Source organism: Rhodopila globiformis, from assembly GCF_002937115.1.
Lineage (GTDB): Bacteria > Pseudomonadota > Alphaproteobacteria > Acetobacterales > Acetobacteraceae > Rhodopila > Rhodopila globiformis.
In genome coordinates, this window is the sequence record NZ_NHRY01000231.1 from 1 (window position 1) to 25,179 (window position 25,179).

General features: G+C 67.3%; 19 protein-coding genes and 1 pseudogene. 8 read left to right on the forward strand and 12 right to left on the reverse strand.

Annotated elements, in window-relative coordinates:
- Positions 1–282 precede the first annotated feature (282 nt).
- Complete coding sequence (locus CCS01_RS22375) at positions 283–1,593, reverse strand: NAD(P)/FAD-dependent oxidoreductase (RefSeq protein ID WP_104520984.1); 1,311 nt, start codon at positions 1,591–1,593, stop codon at positions 283–285.
- Positions 1,594–2,144: 551 nt separating this feature from the next.
- Here CCS01_RS22375 and CCS01_RS22380 point away from each other — a divergent pair.
- Complete coding sequence (locus CCS01_RS22380) at positions 2,145–3,746, forward strand: L-lactate permease (RefSeq protein WP_104520985.1); 1,602 nt, start codon at positions 2,145–2,147, stop codon at positions 3,744–3,746.
- Between the two features lie 287 nt (positions 3,747–4,033).
- Here CCS01_RS22380 and CCS01_RS34785 read toward each other — a convergent pair whose 3' ends face one another.
- From CCS01_RS34785 to CCS01_RS22405, 7 genes are all read right to left on the reverse strand, one after another.
- Positions 4,034–5,062: a sulfatase-like hydrolase/transferase gene (locus CCS01_RS34785; protein ID WP_338049997.1), complete on the reverse strand. Its 1,029-nt coding sequence runs from the start codon at positions 5,060–5,062 to the stop codon at positions 4,034–4,036.
- 18 nt (positions 5,063–5,080) lie between these two features.
- Positions 5,081–5,506, reverse strand: coding sequence for a sulfatase-like hydrolase/transferase (locus CCS01_RS34790; protein ID WP_204848398.1), 426 nt, complete (start codon positions 5,504–5,506; stop codon positions 5,081–5,083).
- Positions 5,507–5,527: 21 nt separating this feature from the next.
- Positions 5,528–5,740 carry a hypothetical protein gene (locus CCS01_RS34795; RefSeq protein WP_204848399.1) on the reverse strand — a complete coding sequence of 71 codons (213 nt, stop codon included), beginning with the start codon at positions 5,738–5,740 and terminating at the stop codon, positions 5,528–5,530.
- A complete protein-coding gene (locus tag CCS01_RS22390; protein WP_104520986.1) occupies positions 5,737–6,705 on the reverse strand; it encodes a formylglycine-generating enzyme family protein in 969 nt (322 codons plus the stop codon). The genes CCS01_RS34795 and CCS01_RS22390 overlap by 4 nt, the downstream gene beginning before the upstream one ends.
- A gap of 57 nt (positions 6,706–6,762) precedes the next feature.
- Positions 6,763–7,782 carry an HAD family hydrolase gene (locus CCS01_RS22395; RefSeq protein WP_104520987.1) on the reverse strand — a complete coding sequence of 340 codons (1,020 nt, stop codon included), beginning with the start codon at positions 7,780–7,782 and terminating at the stop codon, positions 6,763–6,765.
- 429 nt (positions 7,783–8,211) lie between these two features.
- Positions 8,212–8,763 (reverse strand): hypothetical protein, encoded by a 552-nt coding sequence (locus tag CCS01_RS22400; protein WP_104520988.1) that lies wholly within the window; start codon positions 8,761–8,763, stop codon positions 8,212–8,214.
- A 68-nt stretch (positions 8,764–8,831) separates the two neighbouring features.
- Complete coding sequence (locus CCS01_RS22405) at positions 8,832–10,037, reverse strand: ABC transporter substrate-binding protein (protein ID WP_204848402.1); 1,206 nt, start codon at positions 10,035–10,037, stop codon at positions 8,832–8,834.
- Positions 10,038–10,306: 269 nt separating this feature from the next.
- Between CCS01_RS22405 and argE the strand changes: the two genes are divergently transcribed.
- The 5 genes and pseudogenes from argE to CCS01_RS36215 all read left to right on the forward strand — a co-directional run.
- The gene (argE, locus tag CCS01_RS22410) at positions 10,307–11,482 is read left to right on the forward strand and encodes an acetylornithine deacetylase (RefSeq protein WP_104520990.1); all 1,176 of its coding nucleotides are present in this window, start codon (positions 10,307–10,309) and stop codon (positions 11,480–11,482) included.
- A 41-nt stretch (positions 11,483–11,523) separates the two neighbouring features.
- Positions 11,524–12,468 (forward strand): M14 family metallopeptidase, encoded by a 945-nt coding sequence (locus CCS01_RS22415; RefSeq protein ID WP_239992354.1) that lies wholly within the window; start codon positions 11,524–11,526, stop codon positions 12,466–12,468.
- Between the two features lie 115 nt (positions 12,469–12,583).
- Positions 12,584–14,365, forward strand: coding sequence for an ABC transporter transmembrane domain-containing protein (locus CCS01_RS22420; RefSeq protein ID WP_104521019.1), 1,782 nt, complete (start codon positions 12,584–12,586; stop codon positions 14,363–14,365).
- A gap of 196 nt (positions 14,366–14,561) precedes the next feature.
- Positions 14,562–16,184 (forward strand): flavin-containing monooxygenase, encoded by a 1,623-nt coding sequence (locus CCS01_RS22425; protein ID WP_104520992.1) that lies wholly within the window; start codon positions 14,562–14,564, stop codon positions 16,182–16,184.
- A 43-nt stretch (positions 16,185–16,227) separates the two neighbouring features.
- Positions 16,228–16,323, forward strand: a pseudogene (locus CCS01_RS36215) (hypothetical protein); the annotation flags it as partial.
- Positions 16,324–16,329: 6 nt separating this feature from the next.
- Here the strand turns inward: CCS01_RS36215 and CCS01_RS22430 are convergent.
- From CCS01_RS22430 to CCS01_RS22445, 3 genes are all read right to left on the reverse strand, one after another.
- The gene (locus CCS01_RS22430) at positions 16,330–17,847 is read right to left on the reverse strand and encodes a Do family serine endopeptidase (RefSeq protein WP_104521020.1); all 1,518 of its coding nucleotides are present in this window, start codon (positions 17,845–17,847) and stop codon (positions 16,330–16,332) included.
- Positions 17,848–18,238: 391 nt separating this feature from the next.
- A complete protein-coding gene (locus CCS01_RS22435) occupies positions 18,239–19,228 on the reverse strand; it encodes an SGNH/GDSL hydrolase family protein (protein ID WP_104520993.1) in 990 nt (329 codons plus the stop codon).
- 417 nt (positions 19,229–19,645) lie between these two features.
- A complete protein-coding gene (locus CCS01_RS22445; RefSeq protein WP_104520995.1) occupies positions 19,646–20,626 on the reverse strand; it encodes a hydroxyacid dehydrogenase in 981 nt (326 codons plus the stop codon).
- Between the two features lie 1,186 nt (positions 20,627–21,812).
- On the opposite strand from CCS01_RS22445, the gene CCS01_RS22450 reads away from it, so the two are divergent.
- Positions 21,813–22,814, forward strand: a complete 1,002-nt coding sequence (locus tag CCS01_RS22450; protein ID WP_104520996.1) for an NAD(P)H-quinone oxidoreductase — start codon at positions 21,813–21,815, stop codon at positions 22,812–22,814.
- A gap of 71 nt (positions 22,815–22,885) precedes the next feature.
- Here the strand turns inward: CCS01_RS22450 and CCS01_RS22455 are convergent, their stop codons facing one another.
- On the reverse strand, positions 22,886–23,362 hold the full coding sequence (locus CCS01_RS22455; RefSeq protein WP_158258546.1) for a hypothetical protein: 477 nt from the start codon (positions 23,360–23,362) through the stop codon (positions 22,886–22,888).
- A gap of 831 nt (positions 23,363–24,193) precedes the next feature.
- Here CCS01_RS22455 and yghU point away from each other — a divergent pair.
- Positions 24,194–25,069, forward strand: a complete 876-nt coding sequence (gene yghU, locus CCS01_RS22460) for a glutathione-dependent disulfide-bond oxidoreductase (protein WP_104520998.1) — start codon at positions 24,194–24,196, stop codon at positions 25,067–25,069.
- The last annotated feature ends 110 nt before the right edge of the window (positions 25,070–25,179 follow it).

A 25,179-nucleotide genomic window follows, 5' to 3' on the forward strand; every position in this document is an offset into this window, starting at 1 on the left:
GGCTCGGCGCAAAACGCAAGAACCTTACATCAGCGCCGGGACCGTGATTCTTTTCAGAATCCCCGGCCGCGCTGCCGATTCTTTTGTGTCGATGCCATGCTATGGCTAAAATGAGGGGATACCTGAGGATCCTTCCGAACCTGGTTTGACCTTCCGTTTTGGCAAACCGATGCTGTCAAACCCTTGATCTTTTGGAAATCCCCTCACCCCTTATCCATAGTTCGGGTTAACTAACCGATCGCCCGCCGCGCTGCCGAGACTTCGCGGTATGGCGCGTATGCGTCAGACGGTTTTCGCGCGGGCGAAGCGGCTCAGGCGAAACGGCGCCGGATCCACCACCGGCTGGTCGCCGGCGACGAGGTCGGCCATCAGCCGCCCGGCGCCGGGCCCGATGCCGAAGCCGTGGCCGGAAAATCCCGTCGCCACGAACAAGCCCGGCCTTCCCTCCACCCCACCGATGATCGGCACCGCGTCGGGCGTGACGTCCATCAGGCCGGCCCAGCTTTCCACCACCTGCATGGCGGCGAAGGCGGGGAAGGTACGCGACAGCGCGGCGCGGGCCTCACGCAACAGCCCCCGGCGCGGCTTCGGGTCGAGCACGCGCACAGCCTCGAACGGCGTGACCTCGTCCAGGCTCCAGCGCCGCCTCGTGCGCAGTTCCTCCCACGACCGCCGGCCAATGCGCAGGCGGATTTCGTTGCGGCTGCTGATCAGGCGCGGCAGGAAGTCGGCCAGCAGGCGGACATGGTCGGGGGTGATCTCGGCAGCATTGGCGTTGCGGCGGGCGATCGAGTAGCCGCCGTCCAGGCGCTTGCGGAAGGCGAACACCGATCCTGCGGCCGAGACCTCCGGCGCGCCGGGCAGCCGGGCGGTGCGGAACACCGAGCCGAGGATCTTCAGCACCGGCAGGTCCAGCCCGGCATTGCCGGCGAACAGCCGCGACCAGGCGCCGCCGGCCAGCACGACGGCGCCGCAGGCGATGCGCCCCCGCTCGGTCACCACGCCGCTGACGTGCCCGGCCTCGGTCTCGATGCCGCGGACGGCGGTGCGGGTGAAGATCTGCGCGCCGTGATCGCGGGCGGCCTCGGCGATGGCGGGGGCGGCCAGGGCGGGTTCGGCGCAACCGTCGCTGGGCGTGTGCAGGCCGGCGATGAAGCCCCTGGCGGCGCCGGGCATGACGTCATTCAGCGCCGCGCCGCGCAGCAGGCAGGCGTCGACCTGGTGGCACCGGGCCTGTTCCAGCCAGGCTTCCTGCGCGGCGACTTCCCTCTCGGTTTCGCACAGGTAGAGGATTCCCGGCTGGCGGAAGCCGGTTTCCCGGCCGGTGCGGCGGTTCATGCCGCGCCACAGGCGCAGGCTCTCCAGCGCCAGGGGGATTTCCGCCTGATCCCGGCCCATGGTGCGGCACCAGCCCCAGTTGCGCGAGGACTGTTCGCCGCCGATGAGGCCCTTCTCGCACAGCGCGACGGCAATGCCTTTCTCGGCCAGGAACAGGGCGGTGGTGACGCCGATGATGCCGCCGCCGATGATCACCACGTCGGTCCGGCCGGGCAGCGTGGGATCAGGGGCAACGGGATCGACGGCAGGGGACATGCGGGTCTTTGTCTCGGTCAGGCGGCGAGCTTAGGACGGGGCGGCGGCTTCTGGCTACCGGGCCGATAAACCGGCCGGCCACGTATATGCCTGCCCGGCGGTGCCATGGGGAGGGTCTGCATCAACCAGCCGCCCGGTGCCGGCGGCCCGCGTGGTGTTCGGATCAGGCGCCGATTGACAGGGAGGGGGCTGGCCAGGGATCGTAACGCCAAGAACGAGAGACGCGGCCGCCCCGGGCGGCAGATAGCGTGGCACGGGAATACCCCGGCATGAAGACGTCAGCCTGCCGACACAGGACGGATCCAGAGTTAGTATGAAATGATAATAAAATCCGGGATTTCACCAGTCTGTGAAGTCAGAGTCATGGTCTTGCCTATTCATTGACAATCCGAGCCGTGATGGCAAGCTGCAACGAGCAGTCGCGCCAGCCAGCACGGTTTCCCCTTGCGGCCCGACCCCGGCTGCGGCATGGAGGCCCCCTTGCAGCAGCGAAATCAAGCCTCCGTGCGTCAATCGGGGATGCGTTCAACGATGAAGGTCCAAGAGAAACCATGTTCCACCAACTCCTGACGCCAATCGGCGGCAGCATGCCTCTGTCCTTCGCCGTGGCGGCAGTGCCGATCGCGGTGGTGCTGGTCATGCTGGGCGTGCTGCACCGGCCGGCGTGGCAGGCCTCGCTGGCCGGTCTGGTCGTCGGTTTCGTGATCGCCGTCCTCGCCTGGGCGTTCCCGGTAAAGCTGGCGCTGAACAGCGCCGCCAACGGCGCGGTGTTCGCGCTCTGGCCGGTGATGTGGATCGTCTTCAACGCCTTGCTGCTGTACAACATCGCCGTCATCTCCGGCCGGTTCGACGCGTTCCGCCAGTGGGTGCTGACGCACCTGCCGAACGACCGCCGCATCGTGCTGGTGGTCATCGGTTTCTGCTTCGGCTGTTTGCTGGAAGGCATCGCCGGCTTCGGCACGCCGGTGGCCATCACCAGCGCGCTGCTGATCCTCGTGGGCTTCCCGCCGCTGGAGGCGCTGACCTTCACCCTGATCTTCAACACCGCCCCGGTGGCGTTCGGCGCGCTGGGGGTGCCGGTCACCGTGCTCGGCCAGGTCACCGGCCTGCCCGCGGCCAGGCTCGGCGCCATGATCGGCCGGCAGTTGCCGTTCCTGGCGCTGCTGCTGCCGTTCTACGTGATCGCGATCTATGGCGGGCTGCGCTCGGTGCGGGCGCTGTGGCCGGCGCTGCTGGTCGCCGGCGCCAGCTTCGCCTCGGCCCAGTTCGTCACCTCGAACTTCCTGGACTACGCGCTGACCGACGTGCTGTCGTCGCTGACGGCGCTGATCGTCACGCTGCTGTTCCTGCAGGTGTGGAAGCCGGCGCCGGACCCGGAATTCGCGCTGAACGTGACGCTGGAGCCCACCGGACGGCAGGCCGGAGTGCCGCTGTGGCAGGGCTGGCTGCCGTGGATCGTCGTGTCGGTGGTGGTGATCGCCTGGACGCACCTGAAGATCGCCGCCATCGCGGCGCAGACCTTCCATTGGCCGGGGCTGCATGACGCGGTGGCGATTACGCTGTACCACGACAAGCCCTATGCCGCGAACTTCGTGTTCCAGCCGCTTTCGACCGGCACGGCGATCCTGCTGTCGGCGATCATCACCGCCGCGCTGGTCGGCGTCGGGCCCGGCCGGTTCATACACGCCGTGGCGGGAACCTGGCGGCAGAGCCGGATCGCCATCCTGACGGTGATGTTGATCATCGCGCTGGCGTTCGTGATGAACTACTCCGGGCTGAACTACACGCTGGGCCTGGGCGTCGCCTCGGTGGGGCTGGTCTTTCCGCTGGTCTCGCCGTTCCTGGGCTGGGTGGCGGTGTTCCTGTCAGGCAGCGACACCTCGGGCAACGCGCTGTTCGGCAACCTGCAGGTGGTGGCGGCGAACCAGCTTCAGTTGAATCCGGTGCTGATCGCGGCGACGAATTCCTCGGGCGGGGTGATGGGCAAGATGATCTCGCCGCAGAACATCGCCACCGGCGTGTCGGTGACGGCGCTGAAGGGGCAGGAGGGCGTGGTGTTCGCGCGCACCTTCAAGCACAGCGTGGCGCTGACGATCCTGCTGGGGTTGCTGGTGATGCTGCAGCAGTATGTCGTGCCGTGGATGATCCCGTAACGGCCCGGGTGCCGTCAGTGGTGCGCGAGGGCCTTCCACGCCGCTGTTCGGCCTGGGGTGGGTGCCTACCTCAAGGCGCGCTTATGATCGTGTCGATCGCCCGGACGATGTCATCGCGACAACCGATGGCTGTCCCGACTGGCTGAGCCAGTTCCAACACCGGTATCGACGCGATCATCGGCGGCATGATGCCATGCGCAAACTTATGCGCATGGCATCATGCGTGACGAAGGCGTTGCACCGTCCGTCAGCCGGTCACTTCCGACCCCATCTGTATCATGCGATGATCAGTTTCCAGTCGGCAACGGAAGCTGGATCCCTTCCTTTGCCAGGTTTTCACGGACAAACTTGAACCGCTCGTATTGCGACAGCGTGATGGGGCCGGTGTACGACTCGCCTTGCGGCTTGCGCGGCGGGTACTTGATGTACGTCTTCATCAGGTCCTTGACCGCAGCGTTGATCGTCACCAGCACCCAGGTATGCTCGGTGTAGTTGTTCATGAAGATATCATACCGTTCCTGCGGGTCCTGCCAGAGATCGAAAACCTGGGAGACGGTCGCGACATAGGACTCCGGACCCTTCCAGCCAAGGTTCGAGTCAACGGCGAGGCCACCGGTCTTTTCGCCATCGTCGCCGCGCAGGTTGAACACGGCCTTGTAGTGGCCAACCCGGGCCGCGCCGGGGGTCAACTCGTCTTCCGTGAAGTAGAACCACGAATCCCGCGGCGACTTGCCTTTACCGAACAGGACCGGACTCATATCATAACTATCGAAACTGATCGGCTTTCCCTCCCGGTCGTTATCGGGCAGCTTCGCCCCTGCCAGAGCGGCGAAGGTCGCCATGTAGTCCAGGCCGCCGGCGATCTCGGAGTTCCTGCCCCCGCCTTTGATGCCCGGCCCCCAGGCAACGGACGGAACCCGCGAGCCGCCTTCACGGTCCGTCCCCTTGGTGCCACGGAACGGCGCATAGCCGGCATCCGGATACACATCCTGCCAGGCGCCGTTGTCGCTCGTCCAAAAGACATAGGTGCTCTTGTCCAGGCCGAGCGCCCGGACCTTGTCCATGATGCGGCCAATGCGGGCGTCATTCTCGACGACCGAGTCGGCATACTTCGATTTCGATAGCGACTTGCCCTGGAATTCCGGCGCCGGCAGATTCGGCTGGTGCACCTTCATGAAATTGATGCTCATGAAGAACGGCTCGCCCGACCCGCCATTCCGGTCGAGATAGTCGAGCGCCGCCTTTTCGACATACGCATCGAAGAACGGAATGCCGACGACGCCCCGGTCGGGCGTATCGACATATTCCCCGTTGATCTTGAAGTCCTCCCGCGCCTACTCCCCGGCATTGCCCGACAACGCGCCCTTGGTCATCCGCTGGAACATCGCCCGCAGCTTGGGGTCCATGTCCGAAAACCATTTCGGGTCGCCATAGGTGTAGGCGTTCAGGTGATACAGGCCGCAATACTTCATCTCGTCACAGCCCTGCGCATTCGGCAGCGCGTAGTCGGCCTCTCCCAGGTGCCACTTGCCGGTGAAGAACGTCTTGTAGCCGGCTGTCTTCAGCACCGACGCCAGGGTCCACTCGGCTGCCGGCAGTCCGCCGCCCTGGCCCTGGAAGGCGACCGTCGTCATGCCGCTGCGGTTGGGAATGCGGCCGGTCTGCATGGCGGCGCGGCCGGGCGTGCAGCTTGGTTGCGCATAGAACGACGTGAACATCATGCCTTCGGCCGCCATGCGGTCGATGTTCGGCGTCGGCATGCCGCGCGCCTCGCCGCCCAGCTAGGCGCCGGCGTCGCCCCAGCCGAAATCGTCGGAAACGATCATGATGATGTTGGGCTTCTTGCCGCCCGCCCCCGTCACCGGCTGCGCATCCGCCGCCTGCGCATTCGCTGACGCGGCCAGTGCCGACGCGGCCACGACGCTCGTTGTTCCTCGCAGCATGGCGCGGCGGCTCAGGCCGCTGCCCTTGCCGTCCTGCTTCCCTTCGTTCATGGCGTTCTCCTCGTTTCCCGAATGACGCAGCGAAACCCGAGATGGCTGGTGGAGGTGTCGACCGGCTCCGCGTGGCGCGCTGCCGGTCGGTAGCGCCGGCAGTAGTTGGGCGCGCAGAGGTGCGACCCGCCTTTGATGACCTTGCGCGGAATCCGGATGGCGGGCAGCGAGGGGTCGTAGCTCCCGGCCTCGGGCCCGCCCCGCGGGTTGCTGGGGATGCAGCAGGCTTTCGGCGGTTCCGCCTGATGCTGTGCCGACCACCAGTCGGTGGTCCATTCCCAGACGTTGCCGATCATGTCGTAGAGGCCGTAGCCGTTGGGCGGGAACGCCCCCACCGGCGAGGTGCGCCTGAAACGAGACTGCCTCTGATGGGGAAATTCGCCATGCCAGGTGTTCGCCATCGGGCGATTGCCGGGCATGAATTCGTCGCCCCAGCCGAATTCGGCGCCGTCCAGCCCGCCGCGCGCGGCAAACTCCCATTCGGCCTCGGTCGGCAGCGCCTTGCCGGCCCACGTGGCATAGGCCAGCGCGTCGGCGAAGGTCACGTGCACAACGGGATGATCGTCGAGATCCTTGATGCTGCTCTTCGGACCGTACGGATGCCGCCAGTTCGCGCCCTGAAGCAGGGTCCACCACTGGCTCCAGTCGCGCAGGTCGACGCGATGTTTCGGCGGCGTGAAGACCAGCGAGCCGGCGAAGATCATGCCGGGCAACGACCCCGGATAATCCTTTGGATCGGGCATGGTCTCGGCAAAGGTCACGTGACCGGTGGCACGAATGAACGACCGGAACTGCCTGTTGGTCACCGGGGTTGCGTCGATCCAGAAGCCGTCGACCGTTGCGCGGTGCGATGGCGCCTCCTCCGGATAGTGCGCATCCGAACCCATCTGGAAGGTGCCGCCCGGCACGCGGATCATGCCGTCACGGGCTGCAATGGCGCCCGAAGCTGCGAGGGAAACGCCCATTCACTGCCTCACGTCATCCTGTTGTTCCGGGGTCGTCGATACGCTTCGCCAGCCTCGTCAACCGCCATCCCTGCCAGCCGGATGTCTGCCGGTGACCTGTTTCTCGAATGGATAGATCACACCCCAGTCTCGTTTCATGTCGACCACCAGCCAACCGCGCCGTGTCGCTTCGTCCCAGGCCTTGTCGAGCTTCCCAACCGACGATGTACGGTCATACGCCCATTCCCGCCTGGCATCCGTGTGGTGCACAAGGGCCATGAAGCGCGCCCCGCCGCCGGCCGCCGTCCATTCCAGCATCTGCTGGTCGCCATCCGAATTGCCGAAGGCAAGAATCGGCCGGCGCCCGATGAAGCGGTTGATGGCAACCGGCTTACCGGGTCCATCATCGATGAATTCCACCTTTGGCAACTTGACCAGTTCCGGCGTGCCGTCCGCCGCGATCCGGAATGCCGTTTCGCCAGACGAACCAACGACCTGGTCGGGCGGAATGCCGTAGCGCTTTTCCGCCCAGGGCCGCATGAACTCGATACCGCCGCCGGAAACAATGAACGTCCTGAACCCGTTGCCGCGCAGATACGCCAGAAGCTCCAGCATCGGCTGGAAGACCAGGTCGGTATAGGGCCGGTTGAAACGCGGGTGGCGTGCGGTCGCCATCCAGGCCAGCACGATGTTCTCGAACTGGGCCACCGTCATGCCGGAGTGCGTGGCCTCGACGATTTCAAGCAGGTCCTTCTCGCTCAATCTCGCCAGCACGGACCCGTCGCCGGCGAGCACGCTGCTGAACGGTTGCCTGTCCGTCCACTCCGGATGTTGCGCCGCCAGGGCCCGGACACGGTCCAGCGCGAACACCACCTGGAAATAGACCGGCTGCTCGCTCCACAACGTGCCGTCATTGTCGAAGGTCGCGATACGTTGTTCGATCGGCACGAAATCGGTGCCGTGTGGGCTCGTCACACGCGTCACAAACCCGATGATCGATTGCCTGGCTGCCCCCTGGTTCCATGAGGGCAGTGGATCCGCCCGGGCGAACGCCGGGGCGCCCGAGATGGCCAGCGCGGCCCCGGACAGCCCTGCCATGAACCTGCGCCGCGCGGATGGCCGGATACGAATTGTCATCGGCCTACACCGCAAGCACCGGCCAGCGCCATGCGGCTACGTCACAACGTCTGCTCATCGTCCTCTTCCCTCCGGCGAATGGCGGCTTTGACGGACGTCTTCGACTGCGCACGCTACGCAACGGAACCGATACGACTGGTGCCCGTATCACCCTTCCATAGGTGGCACGCCAGGAGATAATGCAAGGTGCGGCGGATACCCGGAAATCACAGCGCCGCTCGCGGGCGCCACGGATGCGTTCAATTTGTTGCTTCCCTGCTATGAAAGTACGGTTCCGCACGGGCCCCACCGTCGTGCCCGCGGGCGGGCGGGGCGACTGCTTCGTATCCCGGTCGGAGCCGGCATTGCGTTATTGTAACGGAACAAAATTCCTCGCCAGGCGATCGGCCGTCAGGGAATGATACGGATCACCGAACTCAGCAGGTTGGCGCGACGATTCAACGTTCCCTGCTGCCGCTCGATCGATTGCTCGAGGATCCGATCCGCCCCGGCAAGAAGCTCGGCGCGCATTTTCGTTCGGTTGGACTTCAGCCTCAGAACGGCCTCGCCCCAGGCAAGACGGTGCTGCACGAGGCCGACGTATACCGCATCGTCGTTATTCAGGGATGCCTCGATGACCGGGCCAAGGTTCGGAAGCGTAACCGCCGTCGCCTGGAGCAGGGGACGGGTGCAATGGTTGAGACTCTCTATCCATCCGCCGAGCAAGGCACTTTCCTCGCCGGTGGCAAAGCTTCGGTCCGCCATCTGCCGCAGGCTTGCCGCGTCGATGTCGGCGAGCGGGACGTGGCGGAACAGGACCTGATACCGCGGACTCTCCGCCGCGGCGTTCCGGCACGCCAGCGCCTTGTCCGCGGCAATCCGAAACTGCGCCACGGAATTCTGGTGGCTCTCGATCGCGGCGGACTCCGACATCGGCGAACAGGCGTCGAGCGAAGCCGTCATCAGGCCCGCGGCAAGGACAATCCTTCCTATGACCGTTGCGCCGCCGGGGCCTGCGCAGGCCGGCGATGTCATTCCGGCAGCAGATGGTACCGCTTGCCGTCGAACTGCGCGAGCCGCATGCTCTTCATCGGCCGGTAGTCCGTGGGCGACGTGCTGATGGCAATCCCCGGCAGCACCAGCGGCAGTTTCGTGGTGTCCGGCAGGTGCGTCGCCGCCTTCAGGATGTTCGCGCGCGACAGGTCGTTGCCGGCCTGCTTCAGCACCACCACCAGCGCCTGCGCCATGGTGTAGCCATAGGCCCAGACCGGGTTCGCCGGGTCGCTCTCGGGCGCGTATTTCGCCCGCCAGGCCTGGAAGTCCTTCATCCCCGGATCATCCGCCCATTGCGGATCGGTCGGGTCCTTCAGATACGCCGCCGTGACCACGCCGGCGGACTTGTCGAAGCCCGCCGACTCCAGCGCCGGCTTCACCAGGGCGCCGTTGGAGTCGATGATGTGCAGCGGGTGCCAGTCCATGTCGGCGACCTTGCGGATCGCCATGGCCGCGAATTTCGGGGTGCTCGCATCCACCAGCACGTTTGCGCCCGAGGACTGTAGTTCGACGATCTGCGAATCGATCGTCGGGTCGGTCACCTCGTAGGACAGCACCTTGACCACCATCGTCGCGAACTTCCCGCCAAGCCCGTCCTTCAACCCGGCGACGTAGTCACGGCCCAGGTCGTCGTTCTGGTACAGGATGGCGACCTTGGAATCCGGCTTCTTCTCCAGGATGTATTTCGCGTACATCTGCCCTTCCAGCCGATAGCTGGGCTGGAACGGAATGCTCCACGGATACGCCTTCGAGTCGGACACGAACATCGAGGCGCCGGAGCCGAGCCAGATATCCGGCACCTTCTTCTGGTTGACGTAGCGGCGGATCGCCGCGTTCGGCGCGGTGCCGATGGTCTGGAACAGGATCGCCACCTGTTCCTCCTCGATCAGGCGGCGCACCACCTCGATCGTCTTCGGCGGGCTGTAGCCGTCGTCCTGCGCGATCAGCCGGATCTTGCGGCCGTTGATGCCACCCTGGTCGTTGATCATCTTGAAATAGTCCGCCTCGGCGGTGGAGATCTGGCCATAGGCGCTGGCCGGGCCGCTGAACGGCGCGCTCTGGCCGATCTTGATCTCGGTGCCGGTCACCCCGGGCGTTGGCTTCTGCGCCAGCGCCGCCTCCGCGCCCAGCACCAGCGCGCCCAGGACCATCAGCGCCGCGCCGCCTCGGCATCTTGTGTTCACGACATTGCCCCCGTCTCGTTGCACGGAGCGTATCGCCGCACAGCCCTGGGGCGGAGTCCAGACACAGCCGCGCGTGGCATCCCGCGCCATCGGGGCCGCGACCCGAAGTTTGTCCAGCCGCACACGCATCGGTTGCGGGGATGTTCTCACATCAACGTGAAGAAGTCTTGTCCCATAGCGTCGCTGACCTTTCTGGCAATAAGCCGTCGCGCCGCAACCCGGGGGCCCGGGTCGGTTGCCGCCGGCGCGAAGCCGTATAGACTGGGCCGATGCAGAATTCTGACGTCGCGGACCGACTGACGACCGCCGGGGTGCTGGAGCGCCTGGTCGCCTTCGACACCACAAGCCGGAACCCGAATCTCGGGCTGATCGATTTCATCAGAAGTCTTCTCGATCGGCATGGCGTGTTCTACCGCGTCTGCACCGATGCCAGCGGGCAGAAGGCGGCCCTGCACGCCATCATCGGCCCGCGCGAGGCCGGCGGGCTGGCGCTGAGCGGCCATGTCGATACGGTCCCTGTGGACGGCCAGGCCTGGACCGGGGACCCGTTCACGCTGCGCCGCCGCAACGGCACGCTGATCGCCCGCGGCAGCTGCGACATGAAGGGCTTCGTCGCCGCCTGCCTCGCCGCGGTGCCGGATGTCCAGGCGCGCGGCCTGCGCCGGCCGCTGCACCTGTTCATCAGCTATGACGAGGAAGTGGGCTGCCACGGCGTCAAGCGCCTGCTGCGGGATCTGGACGAATCCGGATTGCGCCCCAGTTACTGTGTCGTGGGCGAGCCGTCGCGGATGCAGCCGGTCCTGGCGCACAAGGGGAAGCTCAACCTGAACGTATCCGTCCGTGGCCTGCCCGGCCACTCCAGCGAACCGGGGAAAGGCGCCAACGCGGTGCAGGCCGCCGGCGAAGCCATCGCCTGGGTGGCGCGGGAAGCGCGCCGGCTGTCCGCGGAAGGACCGTTCGAGGACGGGTTCGATCCGCCGCATACGACGATTCATGTCGGAACGATGCAGGGCGGCTCCAGTCTCAATATTATCCCGGAACATGCCGGCTTCGCCATGGAGTGGCGGCCGATCCCCGGCGATGCGGCCGATCGGCATGTCGCCCGGATGCGGGCCTGGATCGCCGCGACGATCGAGCCGGCCATGAAGGCGGTGCATCCCGCCTGCGGCTTCGCCTACGATATTGCCCTGGAGATGCCCGGCATGGCGCTGCCGGCCGATCATGCGCTGGCGGAGGTGGTCCGGCAGGTCTCCGGCCGCAACGACACCGGCAAGGTCAGCTACGGCACCGAAGGCGGGTTCTTCGAGACGGCCGGCATTCCCGCCATCATCTGCGGCCCGGGCGACATCGCGCAGGCGCACCAGCCCGACGAATGGATCGCCGAATCCCAGCTCGACGCCTGCGACCAGTTCATCCGGCGCCTGGCCGATCGGCTTTTGCTGTGAGTCTGGTGGCGATGAATCGGTCTCCGGATTCGCTGTCCCCAATGCTGGATTTCAAAGTCCGCATCAGCCGACCGGATATCGCGCCGTGGATCGCGGGCAACACCGGCATCCCGGGCTTCACCTCCCGGGATTCCGGGCGCCCGGGGCCGCATGTGGCCGTCCTGTCGCTGGTGCACGGCAACGAAATCGCCGGGCCGATCGTGCTGGATCGGCTGCTGCGCGCCGGGCTGCGGCCGGCGACCGGAAAATTGTCGTTCGGCTTCGTCAACCTCGATGCGTTCGGGCAGTTCGACCCGCGGCGGCCGACGGCGTCGCGCTTCCTCGACGAGGACCTGAACCGGGTGTGGGACAAGGCCATTCTCGACGGGCCGCGGCACTCGCGGGAACTCGACCGGGCGCGGGAGATCCGTCCGTTCATCGATACCGTGGACGTGCTGATGGACCTGCATTCGATGCTGTGGCCGTCCGAGCCGCTGATCCTGAGCGGCGTGCCGGAAAAGGGCAAGGCGCTGGCCCGCGGCATCGGCACGCCGTCGCTGGTGGTGGCGGACAGCGGGCACGTGAACGGGCGGCGGCTGATCGACTATCCGCGCTTCTCCAGCGCCGAAACGCCCTGTGCCGGATGCCTGGTCGAGGCCGGGCAGCACTGGGAAGAAACGACGGTCGACACCATGCTGGACAGCGTCGCCGGACTGCTGCGGCACCTCGGGCTGGCCGGGGCGGACTCGCCGCTGCCGCCGCCGCCGCCCGCCGGCGTGCCGCGGATGGCCACGGTGACCACGGCGGTGACGGCGATGACATCCGGTTTCGCGTTCGTGCAAACCTATCGCGGCGGCGACGTCATTCCCCGGCGCAATACGCTGATCGCCATGGATGGCGGGACGGAGATCCGCACGCCGCACGACGATTGCCTGCTGGTGATGCCGGCGCTGCGCCCGAGCCGGGGGCACACGGCGGTGCGGTTGGCGCGGTTCGAGCCGGGGTAGGCGCATGCCGTCCTGCGAGCGAGACGCAAGACGGCGCATCGTCAGCCTGTTTCATCCAACCGCCGGTTTGCGGTAGGAGCCGCGGGCAACCGCCAGGAGCGCCTACGTGGCCGACATGCCGACACCCCTGCCGAAGCGCCGCCGCCTGCGGCTCGGCCCGCTTGCCGTGCTGCTGCCCTACCTGCGGCCCTACCGCCTGCGCACCCTCGGCGCGCTGGCGGCGCTGCTGACCGCGGCGGCGCTGGTGCTGACGCTGGGGCAGGGGCTGCGCCGGCTGATCGATGTCGGCTTCGCCACCGGCGACACAACGCACCTGGACCACGCCGCGCTGGGCCTGGTCGTCATCGTCGCCGCCCTCGCCTTCGCCACCGCGGCGCGCTTCCACCAGGTTTCCTGGCTGGGCGAGCGCATCGCGGCCGACTTGCGGCGGGACATGTTCGACCGCGTCATCATGCTGTCGCCGGCGTTCTTCGAGACGGCGCGCGTCGGCGACATCCTGACGCGGCTGACCGCCGATATCTCGGTGCTGCAGGCGCTGATCGGCTCCGCCATCTCGCAATGGCTGCGCAATGCCATCCTGCTGCTGGGTGCCTTCACCATGCTGCTGGTCACCAGCGCCAAGCTGGCGGGGATCGTCTTGCTGGTGGTGCCGCTGGTCGTCGTGCCGCTGGTGCTGTTCGGGCGGCGGGAGCGGCGGCTGTCGCGCGCGGCGCAGGACCGGGTGGCGGATATCGGCGCCTATGCCGAGGAGACGCTGAACGCCCTGCGCACGGTGCAGGCGTTCACGCATGAGCCGATCGACCGCGCCCGCTTCGCCGCCGAGGCGGAACGCTCGGTGCGGGCGGCGCTGCGGCGGGTGCAGACGCGGGCGACGCAGATCCTGATCGTCATCCTGCTCGGCTTCGGTGCGATCGTGTTCAGCCTGTGGGTCGGCGGGCGCGACGTGATCGCCGGGGCCATGAGCGGCGGCGACCTGTCGGCGTTCGTGTTCTACGCCGTGCTGACCGCAACGTCGGGCGCGCAAATGAGCGAGCTGTTCGGCGAGTTGCAGCGGGCCAGCGGCGCGGCGGACCGGTTGCGGGAGCTGCTGGCCGAGCGGCCGACGATCACCGCGCCGCCGCGGCCGCTGCGGCTGCCGGCGCGGCCGGAGGGGCGGCCAGGGGGGCATGTATCGTTTGAGGCCGTCACGTTCCGCTATCCGGCGCGGCCGGACGTCTCGGCGCTGGCGGATTTTTCCCTGTCGGTGGCGCCCGGGGAGACGGTGGCGCTGGTCGGCCCGTCGGGGGCGGGGAAGACGACGGTGCTGCAACTGCTGTTGCGCTTCTACGATCCCGGGCGCGGAGTGATCCGCCTCGACGGCGTCGACATCGCCCAGGTGGCGCCGGAGGACCTGCGCCGGCGCATCGGCATCGTGCCGCAGGACCCGGTGATCTTCAGCGCCTCCGCTCTGGAGAACATCCGCTATGGGCGGCCGGAGGCGATCGAGGCCGAGGTCCGCGCCGCCGGCAAGGCCGCGCATGCCGGTTTCCTCGATTTGTTGCCGGAGGGGTACGACACGTTCCTGGGCGAGAAGGGCATCCGCCTGTCGGGCGGGCAGCGGCAGCGCATTGCCATCGCGCGGGCGATCCTGCGCGATCCGGCGGTGCTGCTGCTGGACGAGGCGACCAGCGCGCTGGATGCGGAGTCGGAGCAGGCGGTGCAGCAGGCGCTGGCGACGCTGTCGCGGGACCGCACGACGATCGTCATCGCGCACCGGCTGGCGACGGTGCGCAACGCGGACCGGATCGTGGTGATCGACGCCGGGCGGGTGGTGGCGACGGGCACGCATGAGTCGCTGATCCGCGAGGGCGGGATCTATGCGCGGCTGGCGCGGCTGCAGTTCAGCGTGGAGGCGTGATTTCGTTCTGCCGTCGCCGGTTTGTTTCATGCGTGCCGATGGGGATGGGACCGAGGCGTATTTGCCTCCGCGTAAAAAGCGATAGGCGAAACGGCACCGCCGCTGAAAGTTCCGTATCGGAAACATCAACCCCGAGCCATTGCCTCCCGCGCACGTCCATGCGACCCCTTACCTCAACAATGGAAGGGAATGGACCATGACATCTGTCGCGCCAGGCGCGCCCCGCGCGTTCGACGCCCTGATCATCGGCGCCGGCTTCTCCGGCCTGTATCAACTGCTGTGCCTGCGCGACCGCCTGGGCCTGTCGGTTCAGGTGCTGGAAGCGGCGGGCGGCGTCGGCGGCACCTGGTACTGGAACCGCTATCCCGGCGCCCGCTGCGACTCCGAAAGCCACGCCTACTGCTATTCCTTCTCGGAAGAGCTGATGCAGGAATGGGAGTGGTCCGAACGCTATCCGGAACAGCCGGAGATCATGCGCTACCTGAACCACGTGGCGGATCGTTTCGATCTCAAGAAGGACATCCGCTTCAACACCCGCGTCATCGCGGCGGAATACGACGAGGCAGCCAACCGCTGGCGCGTTCGCACCGAGACCGGCGCGGCCTTCACCGCGAAATTCCTGGTCACCGCCGTCGGCTGCCTGTCCACCGCCAACGTGCCCAACATCCCCGGCCTGGATGATTTCGCCGGCAAATGGTACCACACCGGCCAGTGGCCGCATGAGGGGGTGGATTTCACCGGCAAGCGCGTCGGCATCATCGGCACCGGATCGACCGGCATCCAGGCCATCCCGGTGATCGCCGAGACCGCCGCGCACCTGACGGTGTTCCAGCGCACCGCGAACTACAGCGTGCCCGCGCGCAATGCGCCGCTGACGCCCGAGTTCAAGCAGTGGGTGCGGGACAACGCCGCCGAGATCCGCCGGGTCACCCAGGCCACGCCGAACGGGCATCCGTTCACCATCTCGGAACGCCTGGCGCTGGAAATCGCGCCGGAGGAACGCCAGGCGATCTATGAGGCCGCCTGGGAAAAAGGCGGCCTGCAGTTCCGCGCCGCGTTCCAGGACCTGCTGGTGGACAAGGCAGCCAACGACACCGCCTCGGCGTTCATCCGCGGCAAGATCCGGGAGATCGTCAAGGACCCGGAAACCGCGGCGAAGCTGTCCGACATCGATCATCCATACGCGGCGAAGCGTCCGCCGATCGATACGGATTATTTCGAAACGTTTAACCGCCCGAACGTCACCCTGGTCGATGTCCGGACAACGCCGATCGAGCGGATCGTTCCCGAGGGAATCCGGACCCGGGAAGGCGATTATCCGCTGGACATTATCGTCTTTGCCACCGGCTTCGACGCGATGACCGGCCCGCTGCTGCGGCTGAACATCCGGGGCCGCAACGGCCTGGAACTGGCCGAGGCCTGGGCGGCGGGGCCGCGCAACTACCTCGGCCTGCAGGTCGCCGGGTTCCCGAACCTGTTCACCGTGACCGGGCCTGGCAGCCCCTCGGTGCTGTGCAACATGCCGGTGGCGATCGAGCAGCACGTGGAATGGATCACCGCCTGCATCGGCCACATGCGGGCCGAGGGGCTGGAACGGATCGAGCCGGCGCCCGAGGCGGTGGAGGCCTGGGTGAAGCAGGTCAACGCCGCCGCGGACGCGACCTTGCTGCCGCAGGCGACGCATTCCTGGTACCTTGGCGCGAACGTGCCCGGCAAGCCGCGGGTGTTCATGCCCTACGCCGGCGGCATGGCGCATTACCGGCAGATCTGCGCCGACGTCGCGGCGAAGGGATACGAGGGATTTGCCTTGAGCCGCTGAGGACCGCCGTTGCACCTCCGTCATGGCCGGGAGACGCCCGGCCATGACGATAGAGAGACGACCAACAGCTAGAGAGACGACCAACAGCGCTCAGAAAAAAGAGAGGCCGTTCGCCCGACGGCAAACGGCCCCCTGTCCGCCCCGCTCAGCCCTGGTTGGACTGGTGCAGGTTCACGCCGACGAACACCGGCTGCCCGTTGCGGATCACCCGCAGCGCCAGCGCGTGGTCGTTGTTGTTCATCGCCGTGCGCATCGCCTTCACCGCATCGGACGGCGAGGTCACCGCATGCGTGCCGACGCCGACGATCACGTCACCCGGCTGCAAACCGGCGGCCTCGGCGGGCGAGCCGGGCTGCACGCCGCGCACCACCGCGCCTTTGGTGCCATCCGGCACGTCAAGCTGGCTGCGGACATCCGGCGACAGCGGGCCCAGCGCCAGGCCAAGGCGGGCGTGATGCTCGGCGCCGCCCTGGTTATTGTTGCTGGCGACCTGCTCGTTCGGCAGGGTGCCGACCTTCAGTGACACGTCCTTGTTCTGGCCGTCATGCAGCACCGTCAGGTGCGCCTCCTGCCCGGGCTGGACATTGGCGATGTCGACCGCGAGGTCGCGCGGGCTGGCGACCTTGGTGCCGTTCACCGACTCGATCACGTCGCCGGGCTGCAGCCCTGCGCCGGCGGCCGGGCCGTCAGGCATGATGCCGGCCAGCAGCGCGCCTTCACCTTGCTTCAGGTGCATCGCCTCGGCGGTGGTGGGCGTGATCTCCTGCGCCTCGACACCGATATAGCCGCGCGTCACCTTGCCGCCGTGCTCAAGCTGCGCGGCCACGGTGCGGATCATGTCGGAGGGGATGGCGAAGCCGATGCCGACCGACCCGCCGGTGGGCGAGAGGATGGCGGTGTCCATGCCGATGACCTTGCCGTCCTGGGTGAACAGCGGCCCGCCGGAGTTGCCGGGGTTGATCGGCGCGTCGATCTGGATGAACTGGTCATACGGTCCGTCGCCGATGTCGCGGCTTACCGCCGAGACGATGCCGGCGGTGACGGTGCCGCCCAGGCCGAACGGGTTGCCCACGGCGATGACCCACTCACCCGGCTTCACGTCGCGGGAATTGCCCAACGTGATGAACGGCAGTGGGTGGTCCGCATGCACCCTCAGGACCGCGATGTCAGTGCGCGGATCGGTGCCGATCACCTTGGCGGGCAGCACCTTGCCGTCGTCGAGCGTGACGCTGACGCTGCGGGCATCCTTCACCACGTGGTTGTTGGTGACGATGATGCCGTCGGCCGAGATGATGAAGCCCGAGCCACGCGCCTCAACCGGCCGGCTCTGCTGCATCTGGCCGTGCGGAATCAACTGGTTGAACGGGAAGGGCAACTGCGGCATCTCGCCCTGCATGCCTTGGCCGTCCTCATCCTCCATCGCCGCCGGGGTGGCGCGGAATTTGGTGGTGATCGACACGACCGCCGGCTTCACCTGCTCCACCAGATGGGTGAAGTCCGGCAGTTTCTGCTGCTGGACCTGGGCGCCGGGCGGGTTGACGGGGGCAGTCTGGTCGGCCCAGGCGGTGTGGCCAATCGCGTAGCCGCCCAGGCTGGTGCCGGCGAGCAGCACCGCCGCGAGGGCCGCCCGTCGCACCGGGTGGCGTTCGGGTTGGGTGTTCATGTTCGCGTCTCCTGTTTCCGATTTCAGTTCAATCGCGTGGTTCGATGCGGCAGTCGTGCGGACCACCGCCATCAACGACGGCGTGAACATGCGGATCAGGAGGTAACCGTTCTCTGCATGGAGCGATTAAACTGGAGTCATGCGCATTAAGACTTGTTCAGGTTTGTGGCTTTTTCTTTGATGTGGCGCTTGCGCAACAGAATGGCCGTCGCCGGGTCCCATTGGCGCTGACTCACGCGGCCGGCCGTGGCGCATCGCCCCGTCGTCATGGTGGGCGACGGCCCACCATCCACGCCTTCTGCTGATACCAGCACCGCAAGGCGTGGATGGCGGCCCTGCGGCCGCCATGACGACGGGGCAGCGCGCCAGGCCGTGCCGCCGGTCGCCTGAGTTAGCGCCGATGTCGCCGGGTCCGCAGGGCACCGAGTCCGGCAAGGCCGCACCCCAGCACGGCCAGCGTCCCCGGTTCCGGCAGGGCTGCCTCCGCCGCCGCCGCGACGATCGCCTGGCCCGCTGCGGTCGGGTGAACGCCGTCCCAGAACAGATACTGATTCGGCGTCGCGCAAACGGTGCCGCCGCCGGTATAGGGGCCGACATAGCAGGGGGCGGTGACGTTCGTGAAACCATAGGCGGACGGATCGGCGACGGCGGCATCGATCAGGCTGAAGGTGTCAACCAGGCTGACCGAGATGCCGGTGCCGGCGACCAGACTCTGGATATCGCTGACCAGCGACGCGTTGTAGGCCGCGGCAAGCGCGGTCGCCAGGGCGGATGCCCCCGTCACGGCCGTCATGGCCGGCGTCTGGCCGAGGTCCGGCAGCAGCGGCACGACGAAGTCCTTCGCCCCCATGCCAGCGAGCGTGGCGATGGCCCCGGCCTCGGTTGCCGCGGCGCCCGCCGCCGCCGCCGCCGCGGCGTTGGATGCACCGCTGCCCAGGATGGCAAACAGGTCGTTGGCACCGCTCCAGACGGCATACAGCGCGGTCGATGACGCCGCCCCGCCGACGGCGGTGGAGAACGTGCCGATCTGCTGCGTCAGCGTCGGCACGCTGGTGGCGGGAAGCACCCCGGTGATCGCATAGCCGGTGGTGGAGCCGCCAAAGGCATAGTCGGTGCCGCCGGCCAGCGACGCCGTCACCGATCCCAGGCCCAGGTTCTGGGCAAGATCCTGCACCCAGGTGGGGCCGTTGGAATACTGCCCGTTGGCGTACGGCGCCACCGGCTGCTGCGCGCCAGTCCCGCTGGTCGCGATATAGACGTTGCCGGCGTCGGACAGGCTGTCGCCGAACACGTACAGCGCCGAATAGGCTTGCGCCGTCATGGGCAGCGCCAGGAAAGCAAGCATTCCGGCGACGGAAGCGGCCCCGCGTCTCATTCTCATGATCAAGCTCCTGCACGGGGAAGCGCCCCGACAGTGTAACGATAGGGCATCATTTAAAAATCCGCAACATCCTCGCGGCACTGGACGCGCATGATGCAAAATAGTTAGCCAGCCGGCGCGCCGGCACCGCCATGGCGGAAAATGGGAGAGTGGTCCGTTGCCTATCCGTCATGGCCGGGCGTGTGCCGGCCATCTGCGCACAGGCGGCGGGGGTGGATGGCCGGGACACGCCAGGCCATGACGATAGAGAGACGACCGGCGCCGGCGAGGCCGTATTTTCATGGCAGAGAAAGGGGGCCGCTTCCTTCCTGGACAGCAGCCTCATCAGCCGTGACCCGATCGGCCCGGACATCGCGGCGAGCGATGCGTCAGGACAGGCGGATGCGCGTTGCCGGTGGCCTGGTGGATGCCACGGGACTACCGCAGCACCTCCTTGTTGATGACGTTGTCCCGGTTCGGCACGCCGTCCAGCACCGACAGGATGTTGCGCGCCGTCGCCACCGCCATCGCCGCCAGCGCCTCCACCGTCACGCCGGCCATGTGCGGCGCGGCGATCACGCTGTCCAGCTTCAGCAGGTCGTTGCTCACCGGCGTCGGCTCCGTCTCGAACACGTCGAGCCCGGCGCCGCCCAGATGGCCCGAGGCCAGCGCCGCGTGCAGCGCCGGCTCGTCGATGATCCCGCCGCGGGCGGTGTTGACGATGTAGGCGCCCTTCTTCATGCGACCCAGCCTGGCCGCGTTGAACAGGCCGACCGTTTCGGGACCCTTCGGGCAGTGAATCGACACGAAGTCGGCGCGCGGCAGCGCGGCGTCCAGGTCGCCGGCGGGCTCGCAGCCGGCGGCGGCGATGGTCGCGGGATCGACATAGGGGTCGTGCACCAGCACCGTCATGTCGAAGCCCAGGCAGCGCCGGGCCGAACGCGTGCCGATGCGGCCGAAGCCGACGATCAGCACGGTCTTGCCCGCCAGTTCCATCGGTAGCCCGCCGTGCCGATCGTGCCACTGGCCCTGCCGCACCAGGCGATCCATCAGGGCGTTCTTCTTCGCCAGCGCGATCATCAGGTTGAACGCCTGCTCCGCCACCGAGGTGGAGTTGGCGGTGCCGGCGACCATCAGCGGCACGCCGCGGGCGGTCAGCGCCGGGACCTCGACCGTGTCGTAGCCGACGCCGATGCGGGCGACCACCTGCATCACCGGCGAGGCCGCCATCTCGGCCTGGCGGTACGGCGTCAGCGACAGGGCGATGCCGGCGCAGTCGGCCAGCAGCGGCAGGAACTCGGCTTGGCTGATGCCGGCGGGATAGATCAAAGTCTCGATGTCGCCGCGGGCGCGGATGAGGTTGACGCCCTCCTGGCCCATTGTATGAGGCAGCATGACCTTGCGCTTGTTGGTTGCCATTCGTGACGTTTCCCTGTGTTGCGCGGTTCAGCGGTGCCGGCAGGCGTTCCGGCCGGCTGTCGCGGCCACGATTGAGGGTCCGACCGGGAGCGTCAAGTGACGCCGGGCGCCCGGGTTTCCGGCAAGTGCGCGCGGACGGGACCACCCGTCGTGGCCGGCGCAGGCCGCTCAGGCATGATTGATGCGCTTCCTGTCGACAGGAGTTCCGTCACCCTGGCCGGAAGCGGCGGCGTTGTCATCACGTGGCCCGCCCGGTCTGTCGGTCGCCCCGGTCCGGGTACGGCACGACGATCGCCCCCGGCGCACCGCAACCGCAGGTCGCAACAAATTCTTCTCTGCGGCCTCTGCGCCCCGCTCTGCGATCTCTGCGTTGAAAAATGCGGTGATGCAACAAAGAGCGGCGTTACCAGTGGGTTGGCCAATACGAAGCATCGGTGGCGCCCCGGCCACCGCGATTCAACGCAGAGATCGCAGAGCGGGGCGCAGAGCACGCAGAGCAGCGATTCGGGCGATCTGCGGTCGCGATGGCTTTGTCCCGCTCGCCCTGGCTGGCGCAACAGGGACAGAACGGCCGGGAGTCGGTTCCTGTTGTGCAACGGCACGACAGCCGTTGCTGTCCCGTCAAGCCGGGTAGCCGGGACAAGCCCGGGCACAAGCTCCGGTCCGGCATCCATGCCTGGCGGTGCTGAAGCAGGCAAGGGCGTGGATAGCCAGGCCAACCCCCATGCGGATCAGGATAGGGCGTCCGGCGGAGCAAGGTCTTCTCCCTATCGTCATGGCCGGGCGTGTCCCTATCAAATTCACACATCGTGCGAACGATCGTCCGGTGGTCTTCAAAGTCGGGTTTTTTCGGCTCATTACGATACATTCGGAGTACCAGATCGGGCAGCAGCGCGTCCAACAGTCCGTTATCGACACCACTACGGAATCGTTTCCACGATCTGTGAACCTGATAGGGCGTGTCCCGGCCATCCGCGCTTCGACGATTGGGGGCGGATGGCCGGGACACGCCCGGCCATGACGGCGAGGCAACGGGCCGGGCGCCAAATCCTTCTCCACCCGTCGTCCTATCCTGATACGCATGAGGCCAACCCCGGCCGCGACGCAACGGCAACGGCCGCGCCACGAACCGTTGCGGCCGCCGCACCGCCCGCTTTCGCTCAATGATGCATCGGAGAATCCCGCCATGACCATCCCGCAGACCATGACCCACGTGCAGGCCAACGGCACCGGAGGGCCGGAGGTGCTCGGCCTTGCCACCGGCCCGGTCCCCGTGCCGAAGCCGGACGAGGTGCTAATCCGCGTGCAGGCGGCCGGGGTGAACCGGCCTGATGTCATACAGCGCCAGGGACATTATCCGCCGCCGCCCGGCGCCAGCCCGATCCTGGGCCTCGAGGTCGCCGGCGAGGTCGTGGCCTGCGGCGACCAGGTCACCACCCTGGCCATCGGCGACCGCGTCTGCGCCCTGGCCAACGGCGGCGGGTACGCCGAATACTGCGCCGTTCCGGCCCCGCAATGCCTGCCCTGGCCGGCCGGCTACGACGTCATCCGCGCCGCCGCGCTGCCGGAAACCGCGTTCACCGTGTGGGCCAACCTGTTCCAGCACGGCCGGCTGGCAAAGGGCGAAACCGCGCTGGTGCACGGCGGCACCAGCGGCATCGGCGTCACCGCCATCCAGCTCGCCCACGAGTTCGGCGCCCGCATCTACGCCACCGCAGGATCGGACGAGAAATGCGCCGCCTGCCTCCGGCTGGGCGCCGACGCGGCGATCAACTACCGCACCCGGGACTTTGCCGCCGAGGTGAAGACCCTCACCGAAGGCCGCGGCGTCAACGTCATCCTGGACATGGTCGGCGCCCCCTACATGAGCCGCAACGTCCGCAGCCTGGCGCTGGACGGGCGGTTGGTCATGATCGCGTTCCTGCAAGGATCGAAAGTGCAGGACTTCGACTTCACGCCGGTGATGGTGCGGCGGCTGACGATCACCGGCTCCACCATGCGGCCGCGCACGACGGCGCAGAAAGGCGCCATCGCGGCGGACCTGCGGGCGAAGGTCTGGCCGGCGCTGGATGCTGGGCGGTGCCCGCCGGTGATCCACGCGACCTTCCCGCTCGCCGAGGCCGCCGAGGCGCACCGGCTGATGGAATCCAGCCAGCATATCGGCAAGATCGTGCTGCGCGTCGAATAGAGCCGGGCCGGGCTGGTTGGCGATGTGGCGCCGGGTTCCCGGCACACCGGCGCGAAGCCGGCGCGTTCGCTTCAGGTGTGCGCCGGACCTGCCGTGGGCGGCGGCGCGGCCACCGTCAGCCAGCGGTTCCCGACCTGCAGCCTGACGCGGTAGTCGGTCCAGCGCTGCGCATAGTCCGCCGGTGCCGGGATCGAGACGGACATGACATACTGGTTGCTCTCCTCGGCGACACAACTCGGCGGCGGCCCGCTTGGCGGGAGCGCGGCCGTCGCAAAAGGCGTGCCAAACCCGCAGCCGCTGGCAATATTGTAGAAGACATGCGGCACACTGACCAAGGCCACGCGCCCGGCCTGAACCGGCGCACCGTCGGCCCGGACCAGGTCCGCCTGTGTTGTCCGCTCCGGTTGGCTGACCATGACCTGCACCACCCGGGCGCGTGGGTTGAACCGGGCCTGTACGGTGTTGGCGGGGGGCAGATTATTGAGGGCGCAACCGCCCGGGGCCAGTGCCATCAGTGCCGGCACGATCCAGAGAATGTGTCTCTTCATCGGCGTATGTTCCTGCACCCAGAACGCCTCCGACATCGCCGGGGTCTTGGCCCGCCGGTTCATTGTTGCGTGTGGCGTCACGGCCACCGCGGGAGGCAGCAGGCTGGTGCGCCGGGGCCGGAGTAGAGGTTCCGGCAGGCTCTTCCCGACAGATCGGAGCCAAAACAAAAAGCGGCGTCCAGACCGGAGCCAGTTTGACCGAACTCCTCTTGCGGAAGCGGCCGATGGTTTGAACGCCGGCGGCAAGGACAGGCTATGTCTGCGTTTCTGCTGATTGAGGGTCATTGGCGGCGGGCGTGCGGGTGGATCGTCCTGACATGTAACCACAGAGGAAAGCCGAGGGTCGCGGAGGGCCACAGGGAAGACGTTTGGGCGCTACGCGCGAGCGCATGACAACCGGCACCGCCGCACCATGAATCGCCCGGCATCGCCACACGGGTGGACCGGCGACGCTACCCGCCACGACGGCAACACCCGCACCAGGCTGCGCGACATCCCCCTGACGCTCCGCGGCCCTCCAAGGCCCTCCGTTATTCTCCGTGCGAACAGAAATACGCCATCAACCGCGCTGTCCCCACCAGAGACGCACCATCCCCGACCACGGCCAAGCCGGACCAGGAAGCTCACGCCTCAATCCTTCACGCATGCCTCCCAGCACCAGTTTCCACCCAGACAGCAACCGCTCCGGAACTCAAAGCCCAATTCAATCAAACAGATGGGGCGGCGGCCCCAACGGCTCTGAAAGCCGGCCCTGGTCTAATCCATGGCGGCCACTAAGTTTACGCCGCGCCGAGAGAGCGTGCATCCGCTTGATGTTCAGGAGTCGTGAGAATGACCAATTCGTCTGATTACACGCCGCCGAGGGTCTGGCAGTGGGACAAGGAGAACGGCGGCCGGTTCGCGAACATCAACCGCCCGATCGCCGGCCCAACCCACGAAAAGGACCTGCCGATCGGCCGGCATCCGCTGCAGCTCTACTCGCAGGGGACGCCGAACGGCCAGAAGGTCACCATCATGCTGGAGGAACTGCTGGCGCTCGGCCATGCCGGCGCGGAGTATGATGCCTGGCTGATCCGCATCGGCGACGGCGACCAGTTCGGCAGCGGCTTCGTCGCGGCCAACCCGAATTCCAAGATCCCGGCGCTGGTGGACCACAGCGAGCCGAAGCCGGTGCGGGTGTTCGAGTCGGGCGCGATCCTGATGTACCTGGCCGAGAAGTTCGGCGCGTTCCTGCCGACCGGGCGGGCCGCGCGGGCCGAGTGCCTGTCGTGGCTGTTCTGGCAGATGGGCAGCGCGCCATACCTCGGCGGCGGCTTCGGCCACTTCTATGCCTATGCGCCGACGAAGATCGAATACGCCATCGATCGTTTCGCGATGGAGGTGAAGCGGCAGCTCGACGTGCTCGATCGCCGCCTCGCGGAGAGCGACTATGTCGCAGGCAGCGACTACACCATTGCCGACATGGCCGTCTGGCCCTGGTACGGCGGCCTGGCAAAGGGCCTGCTGTATGAGGCGGCCGAGTTCCTCTCGGTGCAGGACTATGGCAACGTGCAGCGCTGGGCGAGCGCCATCGGCGAACGGCCGGCCGTGCGGCGCGGGCGGATGGTCAACCGCACCAGCGGCGACCCGTCCAGGCAGTTGCATGAGCGTCATGACGCCAGTGACTTCGAAACCAAAACACAGGACAAGCTGGCCGCGTCATCGTAGGGAACACCCGGTTTCCTGCGCGGCGAGGATGGCTTCCCCAGCGATGCCGCCTTGCCGCGCAGGCACCGCAGGCCGCAACGGACTGCGGCGGGAAGCCGGAAATTCCACCC

Excerpts from the sequence above, each read along its gene's own strand:
- CCS01_RS22375 (WP_104520984.1), bottom strand. The coding sequence starts at position 1,593 with ATGTCCCCTGCCGTCGATCCCGTTGCCCCTGATCCCACGCTGCCCGGC.
- CCS01_RS22380 (WP_104520985.1), top strand. The coding sequence starts at position 2,145 with ATGTTCCACCAACTCCTGACGCCAATCGGCGGCAGCATGCCTCTGTCC.
- CCS01_RS34790 (WP_204848398.1), bottom strand. The coding sequence starts at position 5,506 with ATGCCGACGCCGAACATCGACCGCATGGCGGCCGAAGGCATGATGTTC.
- CCS01_RS34795 (WP_204848399.1), bottom strand. The coding sequence starts at position 5,740 with ATGAACGAAGGGAAGCAGGACGGCAAGGGCAGCGGCCTGAGCCGCCGC.
- CCS01_RS22390 (WP_104520986.1), bottom strand. The coding sequence starts at position 6,705 with ATGGGCGTTTCCCTCGCAGCTTCGGGCGCCATTGCAGCCCGTGACGGC.
- CCS01_RS22395 (WP_104520987.1), bottom strand. The coding sequence starts at position 7,782 with ATGGCAGGGCTGTCCGGGGCCGCGCTGGCCATCTCGGGCGCCCCGGCG.
- CCS01_RS22400 (WP_104520988.1), bottom strand. The coding sequence starts at position 8,763 with ATGACGGCTTCGCTCGACGCCTGTTCGCCGATGTCGGAGTCCGCCGCG.
- argE (WP_104520990.1), top strand. The coding sequence starts at position 10,307 with ATGCAGAATTCTGACGTCGCGGACCGACTGACGACCGCCGGGGTGCTG.
- CCS01_RS22415 (WP_239992354.1), top strand. The coding sequence starts at position 11,524 with ATGCTGGATTTCAAAGTCCGCATCAGCCGACCGGATATCGCGCCGTGG.
- CCS01_RS22420 (WP_104521019.1), top strand. The coding sequence starts at position 12,584 with ATGCCGACACCCCTGCCGAAGCGCCGCCGCCTGCGGCTCGGCCCGCTT.
- CCS01_RS22425 (WP_104520992.1), top strand. The coding sequence starts at position 14,562 with ATGACATCTGTCGCGCCAGGCGCGCCCCGCGCGTTCGACGCCCTGATC.
- CCS01_RS22430 (WP_104521020.1), bottom strand. The coding sequence starts at position 17,847 with ATGAACACCCAACCCGAACGCCACCCGGTGCGACGGGCGGCCCTCGCG.
- CCS01_RS22435 (WP_104520993.1), bottom strand. The coding sequence starts at position 19,228 with ATGAGAATGAGACGCGGGGCCGCTTCCGTCGCCGGAATGCTTGCTTTC.
- CCS01_RS22445 (WP_104520995.1), bottom strand. The coding sequence starts at position 20,626 with ATGGCAACCAACAAGCGCAAGGTCATGCTGCCTCATACAATGGGCCAG.
- CCS01_RS22450 (WP_104520996.1), top strand. The coding sequence starts at position 21,813 with ATGACCATCCCGCAGACCATGACCCACGTGCAGGCCAACGGCACCGGA.
- CCS01_RS22455 (WP_158258546.1), bottom strand. The coding sequence starts at position 23,362 with ATGAAGAGACACATTCTCTGGATCGTGCCGGCACTGATGGCACTGGCC.
- yghU (WP_104520998.1), top strand. The coding sequence starts at position 24,194 with ATGACCAATTCGTCTGATTACACGCCGCCGAGGGTCTGGCAGTGGGAC.